The 25,110-nt window shown below is 70.8% G+C and carries 28 protein-coding genes; 17 read left to right on the top strand and 11 right to left on the bottom strand.

The features are described from left to right. The first annotated feature begins 187 nt into the window (after window positions 1–187). On the top strand, window positions 188–475 hold the full coding sequence (locus OG456_RS43460) for a DUF1905 domain-containing protein (protein WP_266570610.1): 288 nt from the start codon (window positions 188–190) through the stop codon (window positions 473–475). Between the two features lie 188 nt (window positions 476–663). Here OG456_RS43460 and OG456_RS43455 read toward each other — a convergent pair whose 3' ends face one another. Further along, window positions 664–1,173: a DinB family protein gene (locus OG456_RS43455; RefSeq protein WP_266570609.1), complete on the bottom strand. Its 510-nt coding sequence runs from the start codon at window positions 1,171–1,173 to the stop codon at window positions 664–666. A gap of 270 nt (window positions 1,174–1,443) precedes the next feature. Between OG456_RS43455 and OG456_RS43450 the strand changes: the two genes are divergently transcribed. The 8 genes from OG456_RS43450 to OG456_RS43415 all read left to right on the top strand — a co-directional run bounded on the left by OG456_RS43450 (window position 1,444) and on the right by OG456_RS43415 (window position 7,786). Next, window positions 1,444–1,860 (top strand): hypothetical protein, encoded by a 417-nt coding sequence (locus tag OG456_RS43450; RefSeq protein WP_266570608.1) that lies wholly within the window; start codon window positions 1,444–1,446, stop codon window positions 1,858–1,860. A 117-nt stretch (window positions 1,861–1,977) separates the two neighbouring features. Continuing rightward, entirely contained in the window at window positions 1,978–2,370 is a 393-nt protein-coding gene (locus OG456_RS43445) for a hypothetical protein (RefSeq protein ID WP_266570607.1), read from the top strand. A gap of 7 nt (window positions 2,371–2,377) precedes the next feature. Further along, the gene (locus OG456_RS43440; protein WP_266570606.1) at window positions 2,378–2,965 is read left to right on the top strand and encodes a hypothetical protein; all 588 of its coding nucleotides are present in this window, start codon (window positions 2,378–2,380) and stop codon (window positions 2,963–2,965) included. Between the two features lie 2 nt (window positions 2,966–2,967). Next, entirely contained in the window at window positions 2,968–3,339 is a 372-nt protein-coding gene (locus OG456_RS43435; protein ID WP_266570792.1) for a peptidase inhibitor family I36 protein, read from the top strand. A 143-nt stretch (window positions 3,340–3,482) separates the two neighbouring features. Beyond that, window positions 3,483–3,929, top strand: a complete 447-nt coding sequence (locus OG456_RS43430) for an ATP-binding protein (protein ID WP_266570605.1) — start codon at window positions 3,483–3,485, stop codon at window positions 3,927–3,929. A 112-nt stretch (window positions 3,930–4,041) separates the two neighbouring features. Next, window positions 4,042–5,382, top strand: coding sequence for an FAD-binding oxidoreductase (locus OG456_RS43425; protein ID WP_266570603.1), 1,341 nt, complete (start codon window positions 4,042–4,044; stop codon window positions 5,380–5,382). A gap of 174 nt (window positions 5,383–5,556) precedes the next feature. Next, window positions 5,557–6,840 (top strand): hypothetical protein, encoded by a 1,284-nt coding sequence (locus OG456_RS43420; protein ID WP_266570602.1) that lies wholly within the window; start codon window positions 5,557–5,559, stop codon window positions 6,838–6,840. Window positions 6,841–6,913: 73 nt separating this feature from the next. Beyond that, on the top strand, window positions 6,914–7,786 hold the full coding sequence (locus OG456_RS43415) for a universal stress protein (RefSeq protein ID WP_266570601.1): 873 nt from the start codon (window positions 6,914–6,916) through the stop codon (window positions 7,784–7,786). A 10-nt stretch (window positions 7,787–7,796) separates the two neighbouring features. Here OG456_RS43415 and OG456_RS43410 read toward each other — a convergent pair whose 3' ends face one another. Further along, window positions 7,797–7,991: a ferredoxin gene (locus OG456_RS43410; protein ID WP_266570791.1), complete on the bottom strand. Its 195-nt coding sequence runs from the start codon at window positions 7,989–7,991 to the stop codon at window positions 7,797–7,799. Window positions 7,992–8,101: 110 nt separating this feature from the next. Continuing rightward, window positions 8,102–9,307: a cytochrome P450 gene (locus tag OG456_RS43405; protein ID WP_266570790.1), complete on the bottom strand. Its 1,206-nt coding sequence runs from the start codon at window positions 9,305–9,307 to the stop codon at window positions 8,102–8,104. 329 nt (window positions 9,308–9,636) lie between these two features. Between OG456_RS43405 and OG456_RS43400 the strand changes: the two genes are divergently transcribed. After that, window positions 9,637–10,143, top strand: a complete 507-nt coding sequence (locus OG456_RS43400; RefSeq protein WP_227299195.1) for an FBP domain-containing protein — start codon at window positions 9,637–9,639, stop codon at window positions 10,141–10,143. Window positions 10,144–10,287: 144 nt separating this feature from the next. On the opposite strand, the gene OG456_RS43395 is transcribed toward OG456_RS43400, so the two are convergent. The 4 genes from OG456_RS43395 to OG456_RS43380 form a co-directional block, all read right to left on the bottom strand. Then, window positions 10,288–11,133 carry a nitroreductase/quinone reductase family protein gene (locus OG456_RS43395; RefSeq protein ID WP_266570599.1) on the bottom strand — a complete coding sequence of 282 codons (846 nt, stop codon included), beginning with the start codon at window positions 11,131–11,133 and terminating at the stop codon, window positions 10,288–10,290. A gap of 516 nt (window positions 11,134–11,649) precedes the next feature. Then, window positions 11,650–12,660, bottom strand: coding sequence for a hypothetical protein (locus tag OG456_RS43390; protein ID WP_266570789.1), 1,011 nt, complete (start codon window positions 12,658–12,660; stop codon window positions 11,650–11,652). 243 nt (window positions 12,661–12,903) lie between these two features. Beyond that, window positions 12,904–14,556 (bottom strand): amidohydrolase, encoded by a 1,653-nt coding sequence (locus OG456_RS43385; protein WP_266570598.1) that lies wholly within the window; start codon window positions 14,554–14,556, stop codon window positions 12,904–12,906. A gap of 43 nt (window positions 14,557–14,599) precedes the next feature. Further along, a complete protein-coding gene (locus OG456_RS43380; RefSeq protein ID WP_266570597.1) occupies window positions 14,600–16,021 on the bottom strand; it encodes a cytosine permease in 1,422 nt (473 codons plus the stop codon). A 137-nt stretch (window positions 16,022–16,158) separates the two neighbouring features. Between OG456_RS43380 and OG456_RS43375 the strand changes: the two genes are divergently transcribed. The 3 genes from OG456_RS43375 (at window position 16,159) to OG456_RS43365 (ending at window position 18,397) form a co-directional block, all read left to right on the top strand. Further along, window positions 16,159–16,761, top strand: a complete 603-nt coding sequence (locus OG456_RS43375; protein WP_266570596.1) for a TetR/AcrR family transcriptional regulator — start codon at window positions 16,159–16,161, stop codon at window positions 16,759–16,761. A 79-nt stretch (window positions 16,762–16,840) separates the two neighbouring features. Further along, window positions 16,841–17,545 carry a ribonuclease H gene (locus OG456_RS43370; protein WP_266570595.1) on the top strand — a complete coding sequence of 235 codons (705 nt, stop codon included), beginning with the start codon at window positions 16,841–16,843 and terminating at the stop codon, window positions 17,543–17,545. Between the two features lie 51 nt (window positions 17,546–17,596). Next, complete coding sequence (locus OG456_RS43365; RefSeq protein ID WP_266570594.1) at window positions 17,597–18,397, top strand: 4'-phosphopantetheinyl transferase superfamily protein; 801 nt, start codon at window positions 17,597–17,599, stop codon at window positions 18,395–18,397. Here OG456_RS43365 and OG456_RS43360 read toward each other — a convergent pair. Continuing rightward, entirely contained in the window at window positions 18,376–19,197 is an 822-nt protein-coding gene (locus tag OG456_RS43360; RefSeq protein ID WP_266570593.1) for an endo alpha-1,4 polygalactosaminidase, read from the bottom strand. The genes OG456_RS43365 and OG456_RS43360 overlap by 22 nt on opposite strands. 143 nt (window positions 19,198–19,340) lie before the next feature. On the opposite strand from OG456_RS43360, the gene OG456_RS43355 reads away from it, so the two are divergent. Then, entirely contained in the window at window positions 19,341–20,252 is a 912-nt protein-coding gene (locus tag OG456_RS43355; protein WP_266570788.1) for a D-2-hydroxyacid dehydrogenase family protein, read from the top strand. A 101-nt stretch (window positions 20,253–20,353) separates the two neighbouring features. Continuing rightward, the gene (locus OG456_RS43350) at window positions 20,354–20,569 is read left to right on the top strand and encodes a hypothetical protein (RefSeq protein ID WP_266570592.1); all 216 of its coding nucleotides are present in this window, start codon (window positions 20,354–20,356) and stop codon (window positions 20,567–20,569) included. 52 nt (window positions 20,570–20,621) lie between these two features. On the opposite strand, the gene OG456_RS43345 is transcribed toward OG456_RS43350, so the two are convergent. Beyond that, a complete protein-coding gene (locus OG456_RS43345; RefSeq protein WP_266570591.1) occupies window positions 20,622–21,485 on the bottom strand; it encodes a carbon-nitrogen hydrolase family protein in 864 nt (287 codons plus the stop codon). A gap of 3 nt (window positions 21,486–21,488) precedes the next feature. Then, complete coding sequence (locus tag OG456_RS43340; protein WP_266570590.1) at window positions 21,489–22,991, bottom strand: APC family permease; 1,503 nt, start codon at window positions 22,989–22,991, stop codon at window positions 21,489–21,491. A gap of 138 nt (window positions 22,992–23,129) precedes the next feature. Between OG456_RS43340 and OG456_RS43335 the strand changes: the two genes are divergently transcribed. Then, window positions 23,130–23,729 (top strand): TetR/AcrR family transcriptional regulator, encoded by a 600-nt coding sequence (locus tag OG456_RS43335; protein ID WP_266570589.1) that lies wholly within the window; start codon window positions 23,130–23,132, stop codon window positions 23,727–23,729. A gap of 96 nt (window positions 23,730–23,825) precedes the next feature. On the opposite strand, the gene OG456_RS43330 is transcribed toward OG456_RS43335, so the two are convergent. Continuing rightward, complete coding sequence (locus OG456_RS43330) at window positions 23,826–24,467, bottom strand: MerR family transcriptional regulator (RefSeq protein ID WP_266570588.1); 642 nt, start codon at window positions 24,465–24,467, stop codon at window positions 23,826–23,828. A 98-nt stretch (window positions 24,468–24,565) separates the two neighbouring features. On the opposite strand from OG456_RS43330, the gene OG456_RS43325 reads away from it, so the two are divergent. Beyond that, on the top strand, window positions 24,566–25,045 hold the full coding sequence (locus tag OG456_RS43325; protein WP_266570587.1) for a DUF4188 domain-containing protein: 480 nt from the start codon (window positions 24,566–24,568) through the stop codon (window positions 25,043–25,045). Window positions 25,046–25,110: the final 65 nt, after the last annotated feature.

The following is a 25,110-nucleotide window of genomic DNA, read 5'->3' as shown; positions in this document are numbered from 1 at the left end:
CGGTGGGGGAGAGAAGGGGGCGGGAGTGAACGGTGGCCACCGCTGTAGGGCCCAAAGCTGGTCCAGACCAATCGAGTTGTCAAGACCTCAACCGTGCCGGGGAGGGCTGTCGGAGCGCTCCGGGTGCGATGAGTTCCGCGCGCGCGGAAGGTCTTCAGTGGTGACGGAGGACCCCGAGGAGGCAGAGATGAGCACGTCCAGCACCCTGAACGAGGAGTTCAGCGCCGTCCTGGAGAAGAGTCCGAACGAAGGCGGCTGGACCTATGTCGTATGGCCCGGATCGGCCGCCTTCTTCGGGACGCGCGGTCTGGTCAAGGTCAGGGGCACGGTCGACGGGCATCCGTTCCGGAGCTCTTTCATGGCTCTGGGGGACGGGCGGCACAAGCTGCCCGTCAAGGCCGAGGTGCGCAAGGCGATCGGCAAGGAGGCGGGGGACCGCGTCACGATCCGGCTCGAGGAGCGGCTCGGGAGCTGACGCCGGTGAGTGGGTGAACGGGGCCGCCGGCCTGGGCGTGGGTAGGGAGTGGCCGGCGGCCCCTCCGCGCAGGAGCCGTCAATCCTGTGCGGGGTTCCCCTCGTAGTGGACTGCGTCGTTCCGATGGCTGGAAGCGTGCGAACGCAGTGACTGGGTGCGTCCGGTTCACACGGGGCGCGCGCCGGGTCTCAGAGGCGCTCGAGAATCCCGCGGACATAGGCGGCCTGTCCCGAGTGCTGGAGATCGTCCGAGATGACGCTCACCAGCCGCACGCCCAGCCTGACCGGCGGCGACCAGGTGTCGTCGATCACCTGGTCCAGGTCGGCGTCGGTCAGTCCTGCCACGTGGGAGAGGGTGCGCTCGTGCACGGCGTCGAAGTAGCCGAGCAGCAGATCGGCCGACGGGACCTGCACCTTGGCCACTTGCTTGTCGCTGTGGCCGTATCCCGTGTCGGAGGGCGGCAGGGCGAGATCGAAGCGGTCGGCCCAGCCGTCGGCGAGCCAGACCTGATCGGTGCGGAAAGCGTCGGAGATGTGATCGTCCTGCACGCGTGAGAGGTGCCAGATCAGCCACGCGATCGAGTTCGAGTCGTCATTGAGGCGGGTGTTGAGTTCCTCGGCGGAAAGATCTTCCACCGCCGAGTGAACCGTTTCGTGGACCCGTCCGAATGCGTCGGTGAGAACGTCCTTGGAGTGCATGACGTGCTGCTTCCTCGATGGCGGGGATTTCACACCCGCGCACCCGTTCCCTTCCGGCCATTCGGCGCTCTGAATATGCCAGGAGACTGGCCAGAAAGGCATGGTGACAGCGCGTCGGAAGTGTCGATACTCGTCTTCTGAGGAAGTTGAATGATGCCCGACAAATAGATCACTCCGCCGGTCCGGCCCGGCGCACCCACACGGATCACGCACATCGCACGGAATGAAAGTGAGGCCTGCAGGGCGGCGAACGACGCGACGGGGGAGAACGTGCACGAGGAATTCCTGTGCCATGTCACCGCGTACGGAATCTGCGGCGGTCGGCGCGTCGGCGTACCGCTCGGAACGTATCGCGCGCCCACTCTGCCGCTCGCGATGTGGTGGCTGCGCGACCGCGCTTCCTGGATAGCCGAACGGCTCGATCCGCGCCCCGGCAATCCGCATTTCCCCGAACACGCCATTGCACCGGTCGCCGACACCGTCCCCGATGTGCCGGGCGCGCTGCGTGACTGGTGCGGCGATAGCGAGCGGCAGGAACAAGTGGCCGAGGAACTCGCCGACGGGAAACTCGTCCGGCTGATCACTCGCGACGACACCACGGAATACGAGTTCCTCGCCGAGTCGGTCGACGCCCTGCGGATGCAGCGCACCCGCGCGTCCAGGGCCGCGCTCGTTCCCCACCCATGATCGACGCGGCGTCGATATGACTAGTAGCCGGTACGGGTGGCGCCGCGCTTACCTGCACAAACGCCGGGGGATTGTGGTCCTGCACAGCGCCGTCACCACACTTTCGGAGCCGCTCGAATGCACCGCAGCACTGTCTTGCTCACCACCGCTCTCGTCGGCGTCGCCGCCGCGCTGACCCTCGCCGCCCCGACCGCCGTCGCCACCGCGCCGGCCGGTTCCGCGCGCGCCGCGGGCCCTGGACAGGTCTGCTTCTGGACCGAGGCGGGCCAGCACGGCCAGGCCTGGTGTTACGCGCCACCCGGCTACGCCGAGGCGGAGAACGGCACTCAGCGCCACGCCTACTCCTTCGACTCCCGCGTCGACGGCACCGTCTATGCGATCAGCTACGGGCCGGGTAACAGCTGCCTCTACCGCGAGATCCGCAAGGACGACTACGACGAGAACTGGGAGGCATGGGCCACCAAGTTCGACGGCGTCAGCGACAACAAGATGGGATGCGAAGCGGGCTGATCCGCCGATGACCCACCGACCGCGCCCCTGGGCACGGCCGTTCCTGGTGTTCACCGTGCTCGGCCCGCTGTCCCTGGCCGGGCTGCTCGTCACCGGCTGCGCGGCCCGGGACCCCGGGCCCGCACTCTCCCCGGACGACACCGTCAAGGCAGCCACCCAGCTCCTGACCGACCGCTGCCTCACCGCGCAGGGACTCACGCCGCCGCGCCCCGGCAGACGGCCCGGCACGCAGGCTCAGGAGGAACACCTGGCCGACGCCCTCTTCGGCGCCGGACGCACGGAACTCTCCCTGAGGCTGCCGACCGGATACTCCGTGCGCGCCCACACCGACGGCTGCCTGGCCTCGGCACAGCGCGCCCTCTACGGCGACCAGCGCCGCTGGTTCCAGGTCTCGACCGTCGTCAACAACCTCAAGCCCGAAGCGGCCTACCGCAAGACCAGCCTCGCCTCGGTACGGGCCGGACACCGCACCGAAGTCGCGGACTGGGAGCGCCTTCGGGAGCACGCCCTGAACCGCGCGAGGAGCCTCCTCGCCCACCAGAAGCAGCAGAAGCAGCAACAGCCGATTCAGCAGCAAGAGAAAGAGACGCAGTGATCATCAAGAACTCCGCCGCGCTCCTCGCGGCCGTCGCCCTCGCCTTCGGCGGCGCCGTCGCCACCTCGTCCTCCGCCTTCGGCGCCTCGTGCCCCAGCGGCCAGTTCTGTGCCTGGACGGACGCGAACTTCGGCGGTCAGCGCACCAACTGGTCGGGCGACGACCACGACTGGGAGGACCCCATCCAGGACCAGGACTCCTCCTGGGCGAACCATGGCATTTCGGGCCCCGGCATCAAGGATCACGTGCAGGTCTACGAGAACCCGGGCCTCGTCGGTCTCGGCACTGTCTGCCTCGCCCCGGGCCAGGAGATCGCCTCCGACAGCTGGGGCAACGACAGCGGCGACTCCCATACGTGGAAAATGAGCTGCTGACCTCGCGCACCGCGTGACCGGACCGGAACGGGCGGCATGCCCTGCCGCCCGTTCCGGCCGGTTATGACTGCCGCGCGCGCCACTGGGTATCAGGAGGTCTGCAGGGGAGTTACTGTGCCGATCGATTCCATTGAGAGAACCGCATGACCGAGTACCTGGACGGAGCCTTGATGCCGACCGGTGCTGCCGCCGAGCCACTGCGCCGGGCGACGCAGTACACCGGAGAGCCGGGCTGCATCGCAGACGCGCGCGCCTTCGCCGAGGTGTTCCTCGAACAGCTGCGGTCCGAGTGGTGCGCCCTGATCGACGCCAGGTCCCGCGGTGATCTGCTGCTCCTGGTCAGCGAGCTCGTCACCAACGCGGACCGTCACAGCCACGGTCCGTACGTCCTCGATCTCGAGGGATCGAAGGACGAAGTGGCCGTCACCGTCTACGACAGCAGCGCCGCCGTGCCCCGCCTCTTCGTCAAGGACCCGGCGCGCATCGGCGGGCACGGTCTCGAGATAGTCCACGCCCTCGCCACCGAGGTCATCGTGGAGCGGGTGCCGGTCGGGAAGTGGATCAAGGCCGTCTTTAGACTGCGACCGTAATCGAACGGTTCTCGCGCGAGGAGACGACGACATCGACACGGCACCCGACCGCGAGCTCCTGAACGACCTGGCCAAGGCGCTGCCGGGCCTCACGCTGATCGAGGACGGCGACGTGCTGTCCGGGCTCAGCCACGACGACGCGGAATGGGCGCCGGTGGGCCGGGCGCTCGCGGCGGTCCGGGTGACGGACGCCGGCGAAGTGCAGCAGGTGGTGCGCGCCTGTGCCGCGCTGTCCGTACCCGTCGTGACCCGCGGTGCCGGAACCGGGCTCTCGGGCGGCGCGAACGCCACCGACGGCTGCCTGGTCCTCGACCTGTCGAGGATGAACCGCATCCTGGAGATCGACACCGAGAACCTGCTCGCCGTCGTACAGCCCGGCGTCGTCAACAACGACCTGAAGGCGGCCGTCGCCGAGCACGGCCTCTGGTACCCGCCGGACCCGGCCAGCGCCCCCTGGTCGACCATCGGCGGCAACGTGTCGACGAACGCCGGCGGCCTGTGCTGCCTCAAGTACGGCGTTACCCGCGACTACGTGATCGGCCTCGAAGCCGTGATGGGCGGGCCCGCGGGCGAGTACGGCAGCCGCGTCCGGTTCGGCCGGCGCACCACGAAGGGTGTCAGCGGCTACGACCTGACCGGCCTGTTCGTCGGCTCGGAAGGCACCTTCGGAGTGATCACCGAGATCACGCTACGGCTTCGTCCCGCGCCCGCCGCCGAACCCCGCACCGTCGTCGGCGCCTTCGACGGCCTCGTCGCGGCGGGCGCCGCCGTCGCGCTGTGCACCCGGCGCGGCCTCCAGCCCGCCGCCCTGGAACTCCTCGACCGGCATTGCATGCAGGCCGTCGAGGACTGGAAGCACCTCGGGATCGAACCCGGCGCCGCCGCGCTGCTCCTGGCACGGATCGACGCGCCGGGTGACGCGGGCGCGGCGGAGGCGGCCGCGGTCGCCGAGGCGTTCACGGACGCGGGAGCGCTCTGGGCCGAACAGTCCACCGACGCCGTCGAGGCCGAGGCCCTGTTCGACGTCCGCAGGCTCGCCTACCCGGCCCTCGAACGTCTGGGCCCCGTGCTGACCGAGGACATCTGCGTACCCCGCTCGGCCGTGCCCGCCATGCTTGCCACCGTCGAGGAGATCGGGCAGCGGCACGGGGTGCGGATCGCGACCATCGCGCACGCGGGGGACGGCAACCTCCACCCGCTCCTGATCACCCCGCCCGGCGACGCCGAGGCGCGCCGTGCGGCGCAGGCCGCGTTCGAGGAGCTGCTCGGCGCGGCGATCGCCGCGGGCGGCACGGTCACCGGGGAACACGGCGTCGGCCTGCTCAAGCGGGGCGGCATGCGGCAGGAACTCGGCCCCGAGGTCTGCGCGGTGCAGCGCGCGGTGAAGAACACCCTTGACCCGCTGGACCTGTTCAACCCGGGGAAGGTCGTCGGCGACCCCGACGCGAGCTGACCCGACATCGGACCCCCTCCCGGCCTGCGGGCTCCGGCCCGGCCGGCGCTTTAGGCGGCGCTTTGCCCGCCGCGCCGACCTAAATGGACTATTTGTCGGTTTAGCCGATTTATGGTGCGTGTGTTGTCAGGGGGCTGCGCAACGCGTCCCTCGCGGACGCGGGTTGGGATGCCGATGAGTGAGATCACCCGCAGGGGAGCCGTGGGTCTGGGACTCGGGATCGGCCTGGGCGCCGCTGCCGCGGGTCTCGCCGGATGCGGAACGGGCAAGGACGCGGACCGACCGCCCGCGGGCCCCGGCCGCCAGCCAGACCGGGGCGCCCACCCGGGCAGGAAGGCCGCGCCCCAGCTGATCGGTGACGGTTCGACGGCGTACACCGGCAAGCAGCCGAGGCAGCCCGAGGCGCCCGTCCCCCTCGAACCCGGCCAGACGCCGCCGCAGTTCGTGATCTTCTCCTGGGACGGTGCGGGCGAGGTCGGCAACGGTCTCTTCCCGCGCTTCCTCGAACTGGCCGAGAACCACGGCGCCCACATGACGTTCTTCCTGTCGGGCGTGTACCTCCTGCCCGAGTCGAAGAAGCGCCTCTACGACCCGCCCAACAACCCCGTAGGCGCCTCCGACATCGGATACCTCACCGACGCGCACCTCAAGGAGACGCTGAAGTACACCCGGCAGGCCTGGCTGGACGGCCACGAGATCGGCACCCATTTCAACGGCCACTTCTGCGCCGGCTCCGGGTCCGTCGCCAACTGGACGCCCGCGCAGTGGCGCAGCGAGATCGAGCAGGCGAACTCGTTCGTCAAGACCTGGCGTACGAACACGGGTTGGCACGACGACGACCCCCTGCCGTTCGACTACGACAAGGAGCTCATCGGCGGCCGCACACCCTGTCTGCTCGGCCAGGACAACCTGCTGCCCACCGCCCGCGAGCTGGGCTGGCGCTACGACGCCTCGTCGCCCGGCGGTGTCCAGCGCTGGCCCGGGAAGCGGCAGGGACTGTGGGACCTGCCGCTCCAGGGCATCCCGTTCCCCGGCCACACCTTCGAGGTCCTCTCGATGGACTACAACATCCTGGCCAACCAGTCGAAGAACTCCACGCGAGGGCCGTCCTACAACTACGCGGCCTGGCGCCAGCAGGCCACCGAGTCGTACCTCGCAGGCTTCAAGAGGGCGTACGAGACGAATCGGGCGCCGTTCTTCGTCGGCAACCACTTCGAGGACTGGAACGGCGGCATCTACATGGACGCCGTCGAGGCCGCGTTCAAGGAGATCGCCGGCAAGAAGGACGTACGTCTCGTCTCCTTCCGGCAGTTCGTCGACTGGCTGGACGTCCAGGATCCGAACGTGCTCGACCGGCTCCGCTCGCTGGAGGTCGGAGAGGCACCCAAGGGTGGCTGGTCGCAGTTCCTCGGCGACGTGGTCGCGGCACCCACCGGCGCCGCAGGCAGCCGCGCCTAGGGCGTTCTGGCGTGTTGTCCGCCTCGCTGACGCACACTGGTCGGGACCTGATCAGTGACGGAGAGGCAGGCGCATGGACCGCTGGATCACCGCGGGAGTGGACGGATCGCCGGAGAGTTCGGCCGCCGCGGCGTGGGCGGCGCGGGAAGCGGTCCGCCGTGGGTACGGGCTGCGCCTCCTGCACGCCTGGTCCCCGCTGCCGGATGTGGCGGCGTCCGCGCCCGATGCCGCGGCGCAGGCCGATTGGGCCAGAAGTGTGGCCGACGAGGCCGGGCGCGCCGTGGCGAGCGGTCACCCCCGGCTGCCGGTGTCCGTCGAGTCCCCGTCCGACGCAGCCGTTCCCGCGCTCCTCGGAGCCGCCGCGGACGCGGAGTTCCTCGTCCTCGGCTCGCGGGGACACGGCGCGCTCGTCGGCTTCCTCGTCGGGTCGGTCGGGCAGCAGGTCATCGCCGAGTCGGCGCGGCCCGTCGTCCTGGTCAGGGCCGACGACCGCGCCGAACCGGAGGCGGCGGGCCGCGAGATCGTCGTCGGCCAGGAGGGCGTGCCCGAGGACAGCCGCGCGGTCCTCGAGTTCGCCTTCGCCGCCGCGTCCGCACGCGGCGCGACCCTCAAGGTCGTCCGCGCGTGGACCCTGCCGGCCCTGTACGCGTACAGCCCCGCCTCACTGAAGCTGCTCGACGAGGCCGGCGGCATGGAGCCGTACGAGAGGAAGGCGCTCGGCGAGGCGCTCGAACCGCTGCGCGCGCGGTATCCCGACGTGCCGGTGGTGGAGCACGTCGAGATCGGCAGCGCCGGCCAGGTCCTTCTCGCGTCGGGTGCGGGGGCCCAGCTGGTGGTCGTGGGCCGCCGCGCCCGTCGCTCGGCCGTCGGGTCCCGCATCGGGTCCGTCGCGCACGCCGTGATGCACCACGCGCCCTGCCCGGTGGCCGTCGTACCGCCCGCCTGAGCAGGGGACCTCAGTCGTCGGCGACGGTGATGGCCCGCACCGGACAGGCGCGGGCCGCCTCCCGCGCCAGCGGGTCGCCGGCCCCGTCGTCGCGGCCCTCCAGCACCTCGCTGAAGCCGTCGTCGTCCTGCGTGAACACGTTCGGCGCCGTCAGTGCGCACATGCCCGCACCCACACAGCTGTCCTTGTCGATCCGGATCCGCACGGTCTGCGCCTCTCTCACGGCTTGAGTTCGGTTGTCAGGGTTCGGTTGTCAGGCGTGAGTCCCTGGGGGTTGGTGTCACCGCCCGGGTTCGGATCTGGCGGCTCGGGCGGTCACCAGGTGACTGGGAGTTCGAGCATGCCCTGGATCGTGTCGCCCGGCTTGAACGGGATCTCCTCGGCGGGCGCCGCGAGGCGCAGCCCCGGCAGCCGCGCGAACAGCGACCGCAGCGCGATCTCCATCTCGGCCCGTGCCAGGTTCTGCCCCAGACACTGGTGGACTCCGTAGCCGAACGCGAGGTGGTGACGCGTGGGACGGTGCCAGTCGAGGGAGTCGGGGGCCGTGAAGCTGTCGTCGTCGCGGTTGATGAGCGAGGTGGAAAAGACGACCCCGTCGTCCGCCCGGATGGTCTCGCCCGCGACCTCGATGTCCTCAGTGGCGACTCGCAGGATGCCGTCCGCGATGGACAGGAAGCGCAGCAGTTCCTCGACCGCGGCGGGCAGCAGTGAGTCTGCGGAGCGCAGCTCCTCCAGCCGGTCCGGATGGCGGAGCAGGGTGAACGTGCCGAGCGAGATCATGTTCGCCGTGGTCTCGTGCCCCGCGATCAGCAGGATCGTGGCGAGGCTGATCAGTTCCTCTCGGTCGATCTCCTTCTCGTCCGGCCCGCGGTGGATGAGGTCGTCGAGCAGTCCGTCGCCCGGCTCACGCCGCTTGCGGTCGATCAACGAGCCCAGGTACGCGTCGAGCTGCTCGCGCGCGGCCTCCGTGTCCGTCACGTCTGGCCCGCGCAGCAGCCGCCGTGACTGCTCCTCGAAGAAGTCGTGATCGGCGTAGGGCACCCCGAGCAGTGAGCAGATCACCATCGACGGCACGGGCAGCGCGAACGCGCTCACCAGGTCGGCCGGCGGACCCTGCTCGACCATCGCGTCGAGGAGCCGGTCGACGGTCTCCTGGATGCGGGGCCGCAGTGCCGTGATCCGCTTGAGGGTGAAGCTCGGGATCAGCATGCGGCGCTGGGCGTTGTGCTCGGGGTCGTCGACTCCGAGGAGGGCGACGCGCCGTTTGCGGGAGAGGGCGAAGCGCTCCGTGGGCATCGGGAAGGCGCGGTTCGCCCGGTCGGTGGACAAGCGCGGGTCGATGAGCAGGTCGCGCGCGACCGACTGGCCGGTGACCACCCACACGGTCCGCCCGTCGTAGAGCGAGACACGGGAGAGTGGCCGCGCCGAGCGCAGCGGATCGTAGGAGGCCGGCGGGTGGTAGGGACACGTGCGGTCCTGGGGGAAGGCGACGGTGTCCGGCTTGGGGGGTGTCACGGTCATGGTGACCTCGCAGGCGGTGAGTCTTCCTTGGTGATCTTCATTAGATGCCTCGGGCATCCAGTCGTCCACGCGAAGATCGGCCAGTCCGCCCATCAGGGGCATCTGGCCGAACCCTGTTGTTCCGGTCCGGTCAAGGGTGTGTTCTGTCTGGTCGGGGCGTGTGGTCGGACCGGCGAGGCGGACGGGACATGTGCCATACGGCCGGAGCCGATGGGGTGTCCTCGGGCGTGGCGCGGCTTGTTCGCGCCCCGTGGACCGCACGGGTGGCGTCTGCGTCCACCGGGGAATGCGGATGCTTGTGCGAGCGGTGGTGGGTATCGTCGCCGCACGTGGAACCACTGAACGAAAAACAGATCCGGGCGTCCTTCGTGAACTGCACGAAGGGTGAGGCCGCCCGGATGAAGCTCCCCCTCGACTTCGCCGAGCTCCCCTGGGAGGACCTGGACTTCCTCGGCTGGATCGACCCGGGAGCGCCCCTGCGAGCCCACCTCGTGCGTCCCGGCCCCGACGGGCCCCTCGGCATCACCCTACGGGTCCCCTCGGTGGGCCGGACCAGCGCCGTGAAGTCCAGTATCTGCCAGGTGTGCCTGACCGGGCACGCCTCCTCCGGTGTCGCCCTCCTCGCGGCGCCCCTGGCCGGAGCGCGCGGGCGGGAGGGCAACACCGTCGGCATCTACCTCTGCGCCGACCTCGCCTGCTCGCTCTATCTGCGCGGCAAGCGGCAGCCCAAACTGAGGGCGGGCCGTTACGAGGAGTCACTCTCGCTCGACGAGCGGATCGCCCGCGCCATGAGCAACCTGGACGCCTTCACGGCGAGGGTCACCGAGGTCGCCTGACCGGTCTTCGGGCAGGGGCCTTGTCTTGTCGTGACCCGGTTTGCGACGGGAGGCGTTGCCGTCACCGGGTTGCGGCAGGATGCCCTGTCGTGATCGGGCTCCCGGCAGGGGGACTTGACGTGACGGGACTTGGGGCAGGACGCCCTACATCGCTGCCGCGTCCAGGAGCGGGATGAGCTGCTCCTCCTCGTGGAGCAGGTGCCTCTCCAGTTCGTCCGTGAGCCGCTCCACCTCGGGGAGCACCAGGCCGGGGTCAGCGCCGTCGGCGGAGACCGTCCCCTGCAGTCGTGCGAGGAGTGCGGCGATCCGCTCGTGCTCCTCGCGCATCAGCTCCAGGACCGCGCCGAGCTCGGGGTGGCGCGAACCGATGAACGGGAACAGGGCGGCGTCCTCTCCGGCGTGATGGTTGTGCAGTCCCTTGCAGAGCGTGAGGCAGTTGATGCGGAGCTGCGCACCGAGGCCGGGGCCCGACTCCGCGATCTCCTTGCGGATCAGGCCCAGTTCACGACGGATCCCGTCGTGGACGGCCTTGAGGCCGTCGCCCCAGGACGTCGCGCCTGTCACGTTCGGCGGGCCGCTCTCGATCGCACGCAGGGCGACCACGGGGATGACGCGGGACGTCTTCGCCTGGTACTCGGCCCAGCCCGGATCGCGCTCTACGGCCCGGGCGAACGCGGCGTCGCGCTCCGCGCCCGCCAGGATCTCGGCCTCCGCCGCGTAGGTGAAGACGCCGTCCTCGACGGTGACGCGGGGGATGGCCACGAGATTGTGGAACCAGTCCGGGTTGCTGGGTGCTCCGCCGGCCGAGGCGATCACCAGGACGCGCTCGCCGCCGTCGGGGAGGAAACCGACGGGTGTGGTGTGTGCGGCGCCCGAGCGGGCTCCCGTGGTGGTGAGGAGGAGGATCCGGCCACCTTCGAAGGGGCCTGAGAGCCGGCCACGATGGGCTCGGAACTCGTCGATGACGTGCTGATTGAAATCGTTGGGCATTCTCTTCTTTCGTCTCCGGGACATACGGGAAATCTGGATCGCGGAAGCAAAAGAAGATCGGCGGGCCTCGCGCCCGCCCCGGCCTCACTCGGAGGCCGGGTGCCCTACTCGTTGATGGCCCATGGCCGACCCGGCAGTCACGGGGCGTGACCCTAGTTCATGCGGGCGGGGGGCGGCAATGCGTTTTCCGGTGCGGGCCCGGGGTGGTGGTTCTGCGATGTGCGTTCTCAGGTGCCGGCTCGGGGGCGCTGCTCAAGTTTGACTTTGGGTGCGGGGACGCGCGGGCATGTACGTGCTCGCTGTTCGACGGGTGCACGTCGGCTAGCCAATTGCCTGTACGTGGTGCTGGTGGCTGCGCGCACACGCCCCCACGTCCCCTTCCGATTCGTACGCGGCTGTCCGCTCGGTGGGGCTCCCCGTCTTCGGTCCACGTCCCGCACGCGGCTGATCGTCTGTGGGGGATCGCGTTCGCCGTTCCGGGGCGCCTCGGTGGGCGCCCCGCGGCATGCCTACGTACTACTGGACCTTTGCCTGGATCGCCGAGATGCAGGAGGCGATGGCCTGCTGGAGGTCTTCGAGGCGCTTGAGCATGTCGTCCTCGTAGACGTCGTCCTCGGCGTCGTCGAGGGTGAGCTCCTCGAAGACCTTCGTCGCCTTCTGCAGGCTGTTGTAGAACTTCGCCCTGCGCTCCTTCACCCGGAGGTCGGGGTCGCTCTCGACGGTCTTGGTGACGAGTTCGCGGACGCTGTCGTACGCCTCACGCGCCCACTCGCCGGCCTCCTCGCCGTCGTCCAGCTCGTCGATCAGGGAGAGATGGCGCTCGGCCTCCTCGCGCAGTTCGCGCGGCGCTTCGATCTTCTGGCCGGCCGGTGTCTTGATCTGGCCGTTCTCCGCGATCTGACGTACGTACTCGACCCGGTCGCCGGTCTTCGCCTCGGCGGCGACGGCCTTCTTCAGGTCGTCCGCCCGGACGATGTCCCTGACCAGCTCGGTGCGCAGGGCGGGGTCCTCCTCCAGGCGGTCCATCAGGGCCTTCCTGGCCGCCTCGGCGGTGCCGGGGTCGGCGAGGATCGCGGCGCGCAGCGCGGTCGGGTTCTCGGCGACCTCCAGGGCCTTGGTCGGGCGGATGCCCTCGGCCTCGGCGGCCGCCGAGATCGCGTGGCCGCGCGGTGACACGGCGATGGAGCGCGACGCGTAGTACGACAACCAGACGTCGGAGTCCGGGAGTTCGACGTCCTGGCCCGGGGTGAGCGCCTCGAAGTGCGGCACGAGTCCGTCGTCGGCGGCCTTGTCCCAGGCCTTGTAGTAGCGCATGACGCGCTCGGCCGAGCAGCCCGCCAGCTCGCTGAACCGGCGAGCCGAGATCTTGGGCGTCTCACCCACGGGCTGCCCGCCGGGACGGACACTGCGCGCCACCATGAGGGCGAACGCCCAGCCGCCGGTCCGGGCGTAGACGCCGAAGGCGCGCGCGTCCTCGGCGATCGGCTCGGAGACCTCCGACGTGTCCTGCGACGTCTCGTCCGTCATCTCCTCCGGGGTGTCGTCCGGGGTCCCGCCCGGCACCCAGATGTTCGCCTCGGCCTCGGCGGGCCCGGCCTGCGCCGGGACGGCCTCTTCGGAGGTGACGTCCGTTGCGGATTCGGTCGCTTCGGTCGGGGCGATCGCTGAGGTCACGTAGGTTCTCCTGAGGCGCGTCGGGCGGACGAAGGTTGACGCGCTACTTTATCCCTCCTAATCGACCCTTTTGTGTGCGGGTTCGTGTGTGGGTTCTCAGGCGCGGTGCTCGATCTTGCCGGCCACGACGACGGTTTCGGCCACGGTGCCCGGTATGTCCTCGGGTGCGGCGCTCAGGATGTCGCGGGACAGGACCACGAAGTCCGCGGCCTTGCCCACGCTCAGTGAACCCCGCTCGTGCTCAAGGAAGTTGGCGTACGCGGAGCCCATGGTGTAGCCGTACACCGCGGTCTCCACGTCCACGGTCTCGCCAGGCATCCAGGGCTCGCCGCCGGCCAGCGGGCGGCGCGTGACAGCCGTGTAGATGCCGACCATGGGGTCCATCTCGGCCACGTTCCAGTCGCTGGAGAAGGCGAGGACCGCACCCGACTCGTGGAGGCTGCGCATGGGCCAGGCCTTGTGCCAGCGGTCGGTGCCGACGTTCTCGGCCCAGTCCTTGCCGGGGCCGGCGACCTCGGGGGCGCAGTGCCTCGGCTGCATGCAGGCGACCACGCCGAGCGCGGCGAAGCGCGCGGTGTCGGCCGGGTCGAGGCATTCGACGTGGACGACCTGGTGGCGGGCGTCCCGCTCACCGTTGACCGTACGGGCGTGCTCGACGGCGTCGAGCACCGTGCGGATGCCGCGGTCGCCGGTCGCGTGGACGAAGCACTGGAAGCCGCGCGCGTCGAGCTTGGCGAGGAGGTCCGCGAACTCCTCCGGCGGATAGAACGTCTCGCCGCGGTGGTGGCCGCACCCCGTGTACGGCTCCAGGAGTGCGGCGGTGCGGGGCTCGACGACGTCGTCGATGTAGAGCTTCAGCGATCCGACGCGCAGCCGGTCGTCGGCGTGGCGGTCCGCGGCGGCGGCGAAGTCGTCGAGGTCGGCGTCGGTGGTGCCGCGCGGATGGAAGAGCGCGGCGACGATCCGCGAGCGGAGCCGGCCCTCGGCGCGGGCGCGCTCGAACAGGGCGAGGTCGTCGATGGAGTTCTGCGGTTCGACGACGGTCGTGATGCCGAAGCGGATCGCGTCGTCGAGCGACTTGGCGAGGCGCCCGTACTGACGGTCGGCCGAGGCCCACGGCACGCCGAGCTGCTGGAGCGAGCGGTGCCCGTCGCGTGACAGGCCCTTGACGGCGAAGTCCTTGATGAATCCGGTGGGTTCACCGGTCTCGGGGTCGGTCGCGGCCTCGCCGAACGGCAGGCTCGTACGGTCCTTGCCGATGCCGAGGCGGCGCAGCGCGGCCGTGTTGAGCCACGCGGTGTGCACGTCGTAGCTGAGGACGAAGGCGGGGGTGTCGCCGGTCACCGGGTCGAGGTCGGCGGCGGTGGGCATCCGGCCGCCGGGGATCGCCGAGTAGTCGAACGCCTCCGCCTCGATCCAGGCGGCCCCGGGGTGCGCCGCCCGCCACGCGCGGATCCGGTCGTGGATCTCGTCGAGCGTGTCCGCGCCGGACAGCTGGACGCAGGCGTCGTCGGACCCGAGCCGTACGTGGTTGTGCGCGTCGATGAATCCGGGCAGGACCAGCCTTCCGCCGGCGTCGACGACCTCGGTGCCGGGCCCCGTCCAGGCCTCGGCGTCCGCGTCGGCCCCGAGCCAGACGATCTTGCCGTCGCGCACGGCGAGCGCCTGGGCCTCGGGCAGCGCCGGGTCGACGGTGTGGACGCGCGCGCCGCGCAGGACGAGGTCGGCGGGGGCGGGGGAGTGGGACATGAGGGGTAGCTCCTCTGGTGATACGGGTGGTTCGGGCGAAGGTCTACGCGGCGGGGGCGACGGTCCGCCGGGCGAGCGCCCCGTACACGAGGGCGGAGACGACCGAGCCGAGCAGGGTCAGGTCGGCGCCGCCGAGCGGGGCGACCAGCGGGCCGGTCCAGAGCTCCGAGTCGCAGGTCAGCGAGGCGAAGACGATGCCGGAGAGCAGGGCGACGACACCGGCCGGGTGGTAGCCGCCCCGGTACCAGTACGCGCCGTCGCGGCCGGTGTGCAGGGAGGGAGCGTCGTACCGGCAGCGGCGCATCACCATGTCGGCGAGGAAGACGCCGCCCCACGGCGCGAACACGATGATCAGCAGGGACAGGAACGACAGCAGCGAGTCGGTGAAGTCCGTCAGGAACAGCGCGTAGAGCGAGCCGGCCACGGTGACGCCCGCGCTGATGAGGATCGCCTTGGAGCGGCTCCACGGGATGCCGAGGACCTGGAGGTTCAGGCTCGACGAGTACAGCGTGATGATCGAGTTCGTGACCGAGCCGCCGAGCACCAGGGCCAGGAAGAGTGGCTGGAACCAGCCCGGCAGCAGTCCCTCGGTACCGGCCACCGCGTCCGACATGTCGGCCTGAGTGGCGGCGGCGACACCGGCGACACCGAGCGCGACCGAGGAGACGAGCCCGCCGAGGGCTCCGCTCCAGGTGATCGAGCGCAGCGAGGTGGTGCGTGGCAGGTAGCGGGTGTAGTCGGCGGGCATCGGGACGTACGAGAACGGGCCCGCCAGCATCACGACGAACGCGAGGCTCCAGCCCGAGGCGCCGGGGACGCCGCCGGTCGACGCGCCGGTGTCCGCGCCCGGGATCAGGAACACGAGGAGCGCGGCGAAGCCGACGGCGAGGACGTACGCCATCCAGCGTTCGGCGAACTGCACGGTGGCGTGGCCCCACAAGGCGACGGCGAAGGTGAGGACCATCGTGACGGCCAGGGCGAAGGCGCGGGCGGTGGAGCCGTGCCAGCCGAGGTCCGCGCAGAACGCTTCGAGGGCGAGCGCGCCGACCACCGTGTTCACGATCGTGTAGCCGATCGAGACGATCCAGTTGAGCAGGCCGGCGGGCCAGTTCCCTCGGACGCCGAAGGGCGCCCGGGAGATCACCAGGGTCGCGGTGCCGGTGCGGATCCCGCTCAGTCCGGCGGCGCTGATCGCGAAGAACGCCAGGCCGCCGATGACGACGGCAGCGGTCGCCTGCCAGAACGAGAGCCCGAAGGACACGGCGAGCGCGCCGTTGATCACGTACGTGAAGGTGAGGTTCGAGCCGAACCAGAGCCAGAAGAGGTCCTTGGCGCCGCCGTGCCGCTCCTCGTCGGGGATGGGGTCGATGCCGTGGGTCTCGACCTGGAAGACCTCGTCACCGGTGGCGGCGACCGTCGGTCCGGCCTCCACGGGTCCGGGGTCCGCGGTGTACTGCTGTGTCATCCCGCCGTCCTTGAATGTCGTTCTAACTTCTTGAACGGCATTCAAGATGCGCCTCCTCGTCGCATACGTCAAGACCCCACTCGGAAATCGCCGGATAGGGTCATGGCGTCGGGACCACGGATCAGGGAGGCACGGCTGTGGCGGCTACGGCGCGACGGCGCGACGGGCAGGTCGCCCAGGAGCGGATGCTCGAAGAGGCGATGACGGCGATCGCCGAGGACGGCCTGGCATCGCTCACGATGTCGGCGCTCGGCAAGCGTCTGGGCACCAGCGGCGGCCACATCCTGTACTACTTCGGCAGCAAGGACCGCCTCCTCCTCGAAGCCCTGCGCTGGAGCGAGAGCGGCCTGGCCGACCAGCGCCGGGCGCTCCTGTCCCGGCGCGTCACCGCCGAGCGCAAGCTCGACCAGTTCGTCGAGCTGTACCTGCCGCACGGCCCGCGCGACCCGCGCTGGACGCTGTGGATCGAGCTGTGGGCCCGCACCTCCACCGACGAGGCGCTGCGCGAGGCCCAGGACGAGCTGGACCGGGGCTGGCAGGAGGACCTGGAGACCCTTCTGGACAGGGGGGTCAGACAGGGGCGGTTCGCACCCCTCGACACCGTCGAGCGGGCCTCCCAACTCCTCGCCCTGCTCGACGGGTTGAGCACCCGCATCGTGATCGGCCAGCGCGGCGCGGAGCGGTCCGCGGTACTCGCCACCGCGCGCTCCGCGGCCGAACGATTGGTGGAGCGGGCCTGACGGCCGGTGCGGGCGCGTCCGCGTACGTGTCGGGGGGGCGGGCGACGGGGTGTGGCGTTCGGCGCTCACCGGCACTGGCATGATCGGTGTCATGGCAGATCGCGTAATCGCCGCGTGTGACGGGGCGTCGAAAGGAAATCCAGGACCCGCCGGCTGGGCCTGGGTCATCGCAGACGGCGGGGAGACCCCGGTCCGCTGGGAGGCGGGCGCGCTGGGCACGGCGACGAACAACGTCGCGGAGCTCACCGCCCTGGAGCGCCTCCTCGCCGCCACGGACCCGGGCGAGCGGCTCGAGGTCCGGATGGACTCCCAGTACGCGATGAAGGCGGTCACGACGTGGCTGCCCGGCTGGAAGCGCAACGGCTGGAAGACCTCGGCGGGCAAGCCGGTCGCCAACCAGGAACTCGTCACCCGCATCGACGCGCTGCTCGAAGGGCGCGCCGTCGAGTTCCGGTACGTCCCCGCGCACCAGGTCGACGGCGACCGGCTGAACGACTTCGCCGACCGGGCCGCGAGTCGGGCCGCCGTCGTCCAGGAACCGGCGGGCACCGACTACGGGTCCCCGGAACCCCCGGCGTCACCTGACACGGTCGCCGGACCGTCGAAGAGGAAGCCCAAGTCGGCCTCGGCCCGATCGAAGACGGCCTCGGGCCGCACGCTCAACGCCAAGTTCCCCGGCCGCTGTGTCTGTGGCCGGTCCTACGCGGCGGGCGAGCCCATCGCCAAGAACCCGAAGGGCTGGGGTCACCCGGAATGCCGTACCGGTGCGGGCGCCGCGGAGTGACCCGGGCGGACTGTCGGGGCCGGTGGCCGGCGTGACGACGGCGGGATCCGCGTGACCCCGGCACCGGGCGTCGCGCCAGCGCCGGACCTCGGCCCCGATCCCGCGGCTCCGGCGACTCCGGGCCCCTGGGACGGCCGCCCGTCACTGTGGCTGCTCGGGACCCCGGGGCGCGGAGAACCGCAGCCCCCACTGGACGACTCCGCTCTCGACGCGGACGAGCGGGTCCGGGCAGCCGCCTTCGCGCGGAGCTCGGACCGCGGCCTGTACCTGGCCGCACACATCTCCCTGCGTCGGCTCCTCGGCGCCTGCCTGGGGACCTCGCCGGGAAGTGTCCGGTTCACCCGCGAGCCCTGTCCGCGGTGCGGCGGCCCGCACGGACGCCCGGCCCTGCCCGGCCCCCACCCGCCGCTGCACTTCTCCCTCTCGCACTGCGAGGGGCTCGTCCTGATCGGCGTGGCGGGAAGCCCAGTGGGTGTGGACGCCGAGCGGGTGCCGGACCCCGGGACCGTGGGTGACCTGGTGAAGGTGCTGCACCCCGCGGAACGCGCCGATCTCGCCGCGCTCCCGGCGGAGGCACACGCCGCGGCCTTCGGCCGGGTGTGGTCCCGCAAGGAGGCCTACCTCAAGGGCGTCGGCGTCGGCCTGGGCCGCGCCCTGGACGCCGACTACGTGGGTGACCGTCCACGCCACGACGCCGTCCACCCTTCCGGCTGGTCCCTGCGCTCCCTCGACCTCGGACCGCTGCGCGGCACACACGCCGCCGCGGTCGCCCTGCGGGACACCGCGCCGCCGGTCCTGCGCATCCTGCCCGACGCGTACCCGCACATCCCTCAACAGGTGCGCCGCACATAACCGTTGCTGCCGGGAGTCGTCACGTCGTGGTCCCTGCGGACGATGTCCAATCGCCTTCCGAACGCGAGGCAGGCCCTGCGCAGGCCGGCGTCGGTGTACTCGATCACCACGACCCGGTCGTCGAAGGCCTTGGCGTACACACCGCACTCGTCGTAGGCGCCGCATTCCTCGGCGACGGCGAAGTCGGCTCCCAACTGATGACTGTCGGGGGCCAGTTCGGCGGTGTTCTTCTGGCCGACGGCGAGCCCGGCCCGGTGCCCGCGCTTGACCAGCAACGACATGAACGCCTTCGCGTCCCGCGCGCTCAGCAGGCCCTTCGAGCGGGTGTAGCTGTCGTAGTTGTCCGGCTCGACCGCGTCGAAGTCATGGTCGGCGCAGCCGTCGATCCAGGGCCCGACGCGGGCCGCCACCCGCTCGCGCTTCTTCGCCGTGCCGATGTCCAGGAGCGGCTCGTCCCAGTCCTGGTCGACGACGACCCGACCGTTCGGGTCGCGCAGCAGCAAGTCGTCGGGCCAGTCGTCCCGTTCGTCGGGCTGCGCCTGGAAGGCGTTGACGTAGCAGATGTTGTAGAGGCCGGGGGCGGGCCGCGCCGCCCGGTCGCGGCTCACGACGCGGACGTCCTTCGCGGGCGGATAGGCGCCACCGATCTGGTAGTCGAAGCCCGCGTGCCGGGGTGGCGGACTCCAGTCGCCCGCGCCGCCTTCGCCCTTCCCGCCGTCGGGCGAGCACCCGGCGACGAGCGAGGACAGCAGGGCGGTGATCAGGGCAGGGACGAGTATGTTCGTGTCGCGTGACGCCATGCCCTATTTGATCACCGGTCGAGGTCGTCGCGCGGCCACCTCGGGGAGCCATTAGTGTTTCCGGTACCGGATCTTTCAGGGGAGTTGCGTTGACCAGACTGCGCTGCGCCGTGCTCGACGACTACCAAGGCGTGGCCTTGTCCATGGCGGACTGGACCAGAGTCGGGACGGACGTGGAAGTCCGTTCCCTGCAACGCCACTTGCCGACCGAGGACGCGGTCGTCGCGGCGGCCGGCGACTGCGAGATCGTGGTCGCGATGAGGGAGCGCACCCCCTTCACGGACACCCTCTTCGCCCGCCTCCCGCAGCTGCGTCTCCTCATCACCTCGGGGATGCGCAACGCCTCCATCGACCTGGCCGCAGCGGCCCGGCAGGGCGTCACGGTGTGCGGCACCGCCAGCAACTCCGAGCCGCCCGTGGAACTGACGTGGGCGATCATCCTCGGCCTCGCCCGGAACGTGGTGCGTGAGAGCAACGTCCTGCGCGACGCCGGCCCCTGGCAGAGCACCCTCGGTGCCGACCTGTACGGACGCCGCCTCGGCCTCCTCGGACTCGGGAAGATCGGCACCAAGGTCGCCCGCGTCGGCCAGGCCTTCGGCATGGAGGTGGCCGCGTGGAGCGAGAACCTCACCGAAGAGCGCGCGGAGGCGGCCGGTGTGACCCTCGCGCCCTCCAAGGAGGAGCTCCTGGAGAGCAGCGACTTCGTCTCCGTCCACCTCGTACTCGGCGACCGCACCCGCGGCCTGATCGGCGCGGACGACATCAGGCGCATGCGCTCGACCGCATACCTGGTCAACACCTCGCGTGCCGCGATCGTCGACCAGGACGCCCTCGTACGTGCCCTGCACGACGGCTGGATCGCGGGCGCGGGCGCCGACGTCTTCGAGACGGAACCGCTCCCGGCCGACCACCCGCTGCGCACCGCCCCGAACTTCCTCGGCCTGCCGCACCTCGGCTATGTCACCCGCCGCAACTACGAGGGCTATTTCGAGGGCGCGGTCGAGGACATCGAGGCGTTCCTCGCGGGGAGCCCTGTGCGCACGCTGACGGCCTGAGCCGGGAGAGGGGCGGCCCGGGCCGGGCGCGGGGTGAACGGCCCGGCCGGGTAGGGTCCGGCGGTACGTGTGAGGCCACGGGGGCCGCACGGTTTTCGGTGGTGACGGGGGCGGGGACGATGCGGCGCTGGATCAAGGTGGCGGCCGCGGCCGTCCTCGGCCTGGGCGGATACATCGCCGAACCATACGCGCGTCCCCAGCTGGTCGGTGCGAACGTGGGCTGGAGGATCGCCCATGCCGTGCCCGCACGCCGGCTCAAGTACACCCTCGTAGGAACACTTTTGGCGCTGGCTCCGTACCTCGCCTTCCACTCCTGAGGTCCGGGCCCGCTCCTCGCGGTGGCTGAACGGCGGGCCCGGGACGAGGAGCTCAGCCGCGCTCGGGTCGCGGCTGGAACGTGCCGCCGTACATCGGCAGTCGGACGCTGGAGCCGTACCTCTCCAGCTGGGCCCAGGGCCGGTTGAGGCCCGAGGAGCCGAACTCGCGGACGCGGGTGACGGCGTCCAGGTCAAGGACGTCCGCCAGGAGCTCCTGGCCGGGGCCCGCCTGCTGGCGGACAGTGCCCTCGGGGTCGACGATGACGCTGGTGCCGACGGCGGAGGGGTCCGAGGCGTTGACGTTCACCACGTACACCTGGTTCGTCCAGGCGTTGGCGCGGGCACAGACGATCTCCATGTCGCGGTCCCTGGTGGTGGTGAGGGTGGGCTGGACGATCACTTCGGCGCCCAGCCAGGCGAGCTGGCGCGCGGTCTCGGGGAACGAGCCGTCGTAACAGATCGCGAGGCCGATCCTGCCGATGCCGGGCATGTCGAAGACGACGAACTCGCTGCCGGGCGCCGTCGTTTCGTAGGGCTGCCAGGGGAAGACCTTGCGGTAGCGCGCGACGATCTCGCCCTGCGGGGAGACCGCGAGGGCGGTGTTGTAGACGGTGCCGTCGCCAGCACGCTCGTAGACGCTGCCCGGTATGAGCCACAGGCCCGTCTCGCGGGCGAGGCCGCAGATCCGGTCGGTGAGCGGCCCGGGGACGGTGACGGCCGCCTTGTCCATCCAGTCCTCGCGGGCGTCGAACAGCGGCGCCTCCGCGGACAGCATCAGCTCGGGAACCACGACGAGTTGGACGTGCGGAAGCATGGCGCGGGTCGCGCGGACCCGGTCGGCGAACAGCGCCCACGTGGCCTCGGGGTCGAAGGGGACGGGAGCGGTCTGTACGGCGGCGATGCTGAGCGTGCGCATGGATCAGTCCTCGGTGACAGTCAGTCGGGTGACGGCGGTGCGGCCGTCGCGGAAGAACGGGCGGAAGCGGCGGCGCAGCGTCAGCATCACGACCAGGCCGAGCAGGACGGAGCCGATGCCCAGCAGAAGCACGCCGCCGACGCCGAACAGTGAGGTGGAGCCGTACGAGGGGTCGGTCATGTCGATCGCGCTGCGGACGAACGCGGCGAGCATCATCAGTCCGCCGGCGAGCGGCAGCACGCCCTTGAGGAGCGCGTCGCGCCAGGACCGGCGCAGCTGCCCGCGGAACAGCCAGGCGCAGGCCAGGCCGGTGACGCCGTAGTAGAGCGCGATGAGCAGGCCGATGGAGAGGATCGCGTCGCCGAGGAAGGCGGACGAGAGCCAGGTCAGGGCCGCGAGGAGAACCGCGGCCGCCGCGCCCATGAAGACGGTGCCGAACGACGGCGTGCGGTGGCGCGGGTGGATACGGGCGAACGCCGGGGGCAGCGCGCCGTGGACGCTCATCGACAGTGTGGCCCGCGAGCTGCCGACGACGCAGGTGAGCAGCGCGGAGATCGCCGACACGCACACGGCGAGCTGGACGCCCTTCGCGAGTGCCGTGCCGAGGACGGGCGGTCCGAGTGCGGACAGGACGTCGGCCGCGTTGCCGGCGTTGCCGAGTCCCAGGCCCGAGGTGCCCGTCCCCGCGAAGCCGATCGCGGCGACCGCCGTGAACAGATACGTGACCAGCAGGACGAGCGTCGAGATGAGCGCGGCCCTGCCGGGGGTGCGCTCGCTGTCGCGCGTCTCTTCGTTGACGGTGAGCAGCGCGTCCCAGCCCCAGTAGATGTAGAGGCAGAGCAGGACCGCCTTGGCGAACGCGCCGAAGCTGTCGAAGCCGAACAGGTCGAACCACGCGAGCGAGGGCGTGAGCGCCCCGTGCCGGGCGAGCGCGGCGGCGCCGAAGCCGAAGAGGGCGACGAGCTGGAGCCCGAGCAGGACGTACTGGACGACCGCGGCGAGCTGGAGGCCGCGGTACGCGATGACGGTGATGGCCCCGATGAGCAGCGCCGCGGTGACGGCGACCGCGGTCTCGTCGGAGGCCAGTGAGTCCAGGCCGAGGAGCCCGAGGAGGTATCCGGCGCCCACCTGGGAGAGCGCGGCCATGGCCGTCACCGTGGCGAACTGGGTGACCCAGCCGCCCAGGAGCCAGCCAGACGAGGGGCCGAAGGCGCGCGTCGTCCACACGAAGGTGGTCCCGCAGTCCGGCATCTCCTTGTTGAGCTCGCGGAAGGCGAACGCCGTCAGCAGGATCGGTACGAATCCGAGGAGCAGCGCGGCGGGCGCGAGGTGTCCGACGGCCACCGTCACGAAGCCGAGGGTCACGGCGATGCTGTAGGCGGGGGCGACCGAGGAGAGGCCGAGCGCCACGGAGGCGAGCAGTCCGACGGTCCCGATCCGCAGGCCTTTGGAGGGCGGTGGGGATGTGGTGGTGGGGGCGAGTGTCTGAGGGGGATCAGGGTTCACGGCGGCCTTCTGGTCGGCGGCGACGTTTCGTTAAACAGAGATTTAACGAACGGGCCATGAGGCCTGTCAAGGGCGGGTTCGGTATCTTTACCCCGGCATCAGTGAATCGGGTTGGACCCGGGTCGGACGGAGGCGGTCGTGGGACGGCGCAAGGACCAGGAGGCGCGGCGCGCGCAACTGCACCAGGCCACGCTGCGCGCCCTGCACAGCCGGGGCCTCGAAGGTCTGCGGCTGCGCGATGTCGCTGAGGAGGCGGGGGTCACGTCGGCCGCGGTGCTCTACTACTTCGACGACCTCGACGAGCTGATGTACGAGACGTTCCAGCGGGCGATCGAGCGCTTCAGCCGCGAGCGTGAGGAGAGCGCCGAGAAGTTCCCGGACGCCCGGGACCGGCTGCGGGCCTGCGTCGAGCACGGCGTCGCCGACGGGCCGGACGACCTGCTGCCCCGGCTGCTCTTCGAGTACTGGCCGCGCAGTCTGCGTGATCCCCGGGCGGCGGCCCTCGATGCCACGCTGACGGAACGTCAGATTTCCGTGTACTACGCCACGTTGGTTCTCGGCGAGGCCCAGGGGCACTTCGTGCTCGCCGAGCCCGCGGGTCAACTGGCCGCCGGGTTCCTGGCGATGGAGGACGGCTTCCAGATGGAGGTGATCGCGGGGCGCCGCACACGCACAGAGGTGATCGCCATGCTGCACGCGTACGCCCGGATGGCTACGGGGTTCGACCCGTCGGCATGAGGTGGCGCGCGCGGGCGCGCGGGGTCATGGTCCTCCCAGTCCTCCGGGCCCTCCCAGTCCTCCGGGCCCTCCCGGCCCTCGCAGTTCTCACGGCCCTCAGAGGCCGAACCGGCGCGCCGAGTGCTCCTCCTGGGCGAGCCTGCGCAGCATGAGCAGGACCGGCTCGTACAGGACCGCCGCCGCGACCACGGCCTCGACCTTCTCCACCTCCTCGGGGAAGGTGTCGAGCCGGTCGATGTCGTGCTCGGCGACGCGCTCCATGTGTCGTGCGTACGGGGTGAGTTCGGGTGTTCCGCAGGTGTAGCCGAGGCGGTTGAGGGTGGCGACCGTCGTGACGAGAGTGCGGTACGAGGGGGAGAGGCTGCCGATCTCGCGCGCGGTGTCCCAGCCGAGCTCCACCAGGAGCCGGTCGACCGCCGAGGTCGCCTCGACCGTGGCCGGGTCGTCCTCGGGTGCCTCGGGTGGCTGCGGCAGCGCCCACAGTGCCGCGCCCATGCGGATCGTGCGGCCCAGCGAGTCGTCGTCGACCGCAGCGAGCACCTCGCGAGCGGTCGCCACCGGCACCCGGCCGACCTGGATCAGCGCCCGCACGAGACGCAGCCGTCGCAGGTGGGAGTCGTCGTACTCGGCCTGAGTGGCCGTCATGCGCCTTCCGGCGGGGAGGAGTTGCTCCCGCAGGTAGTACTTGATGGTGGGGATGGAGACCCCGCTCAGTTCGCTGAGTTCCGCGAGTCGCATCTCTTGCACCCCTCCTTGGACAGTGCCACTATCCAAGCATGGGTGCATGGGTAGCGGCACTCTCCACCTCTCTCCAACCCAGCTGAATCGGGGACGACATGGGCGCGAAGACACATGCCGGACGGATGACCGCGGGCGCGCAGGGGGAGGTGGTGATCTTCCTCATCGGCATGCGCATCAACCACTTCTGGGCGGTCCATCGGTGGCTGCCGGTGTTCGTCGCGATGCCCATGATGATCAGGGAGCTGAACCGCGACCGCTCCCTCGGCCTCCTGCACCACATCCTGCTCACGGGCTCGCCGCGCACCTACATGGTCGTCCAGTACTGGGAGTCGAAGGAGAAGCTGCTCGCCTACGCCGCGGCCCCGGACAAGCGCCATCACCCCTGGTGGGCGCGGATCAACCGGTACTCCCGCAAGAGCGCGAGGCACGTGGGGATCTGGCACGAGACCTACGTCGTACCCGAGGGCTCCTACGAGACGATCTACGGGGACATGCCGGCCCAAGGCCTCGGCAAGGCGTTCGGAGTCGCGGGCCTCGGGGACGGGGTGCAGGCGCGGGACCGGCTGCGGGTGTGAGCGGGAGCCCCTGATCCCGGCGCCGTCGTCGCCTCCGGTCGATTGTCAGTGCCACCAGGCACGAT

The organism is Streptomyces sp. NBC_01446 (genome assembly GCF_026340095.1).
GTDB lineage: Bacteria > Actinomycetota > Actinomycetes > Streptomycetales > Streptomycetaceae > Streptomyces > Streptomyces aureus.
This window is presented reverse-complemented; position numbering and strand designations above follow the sequence as displayed.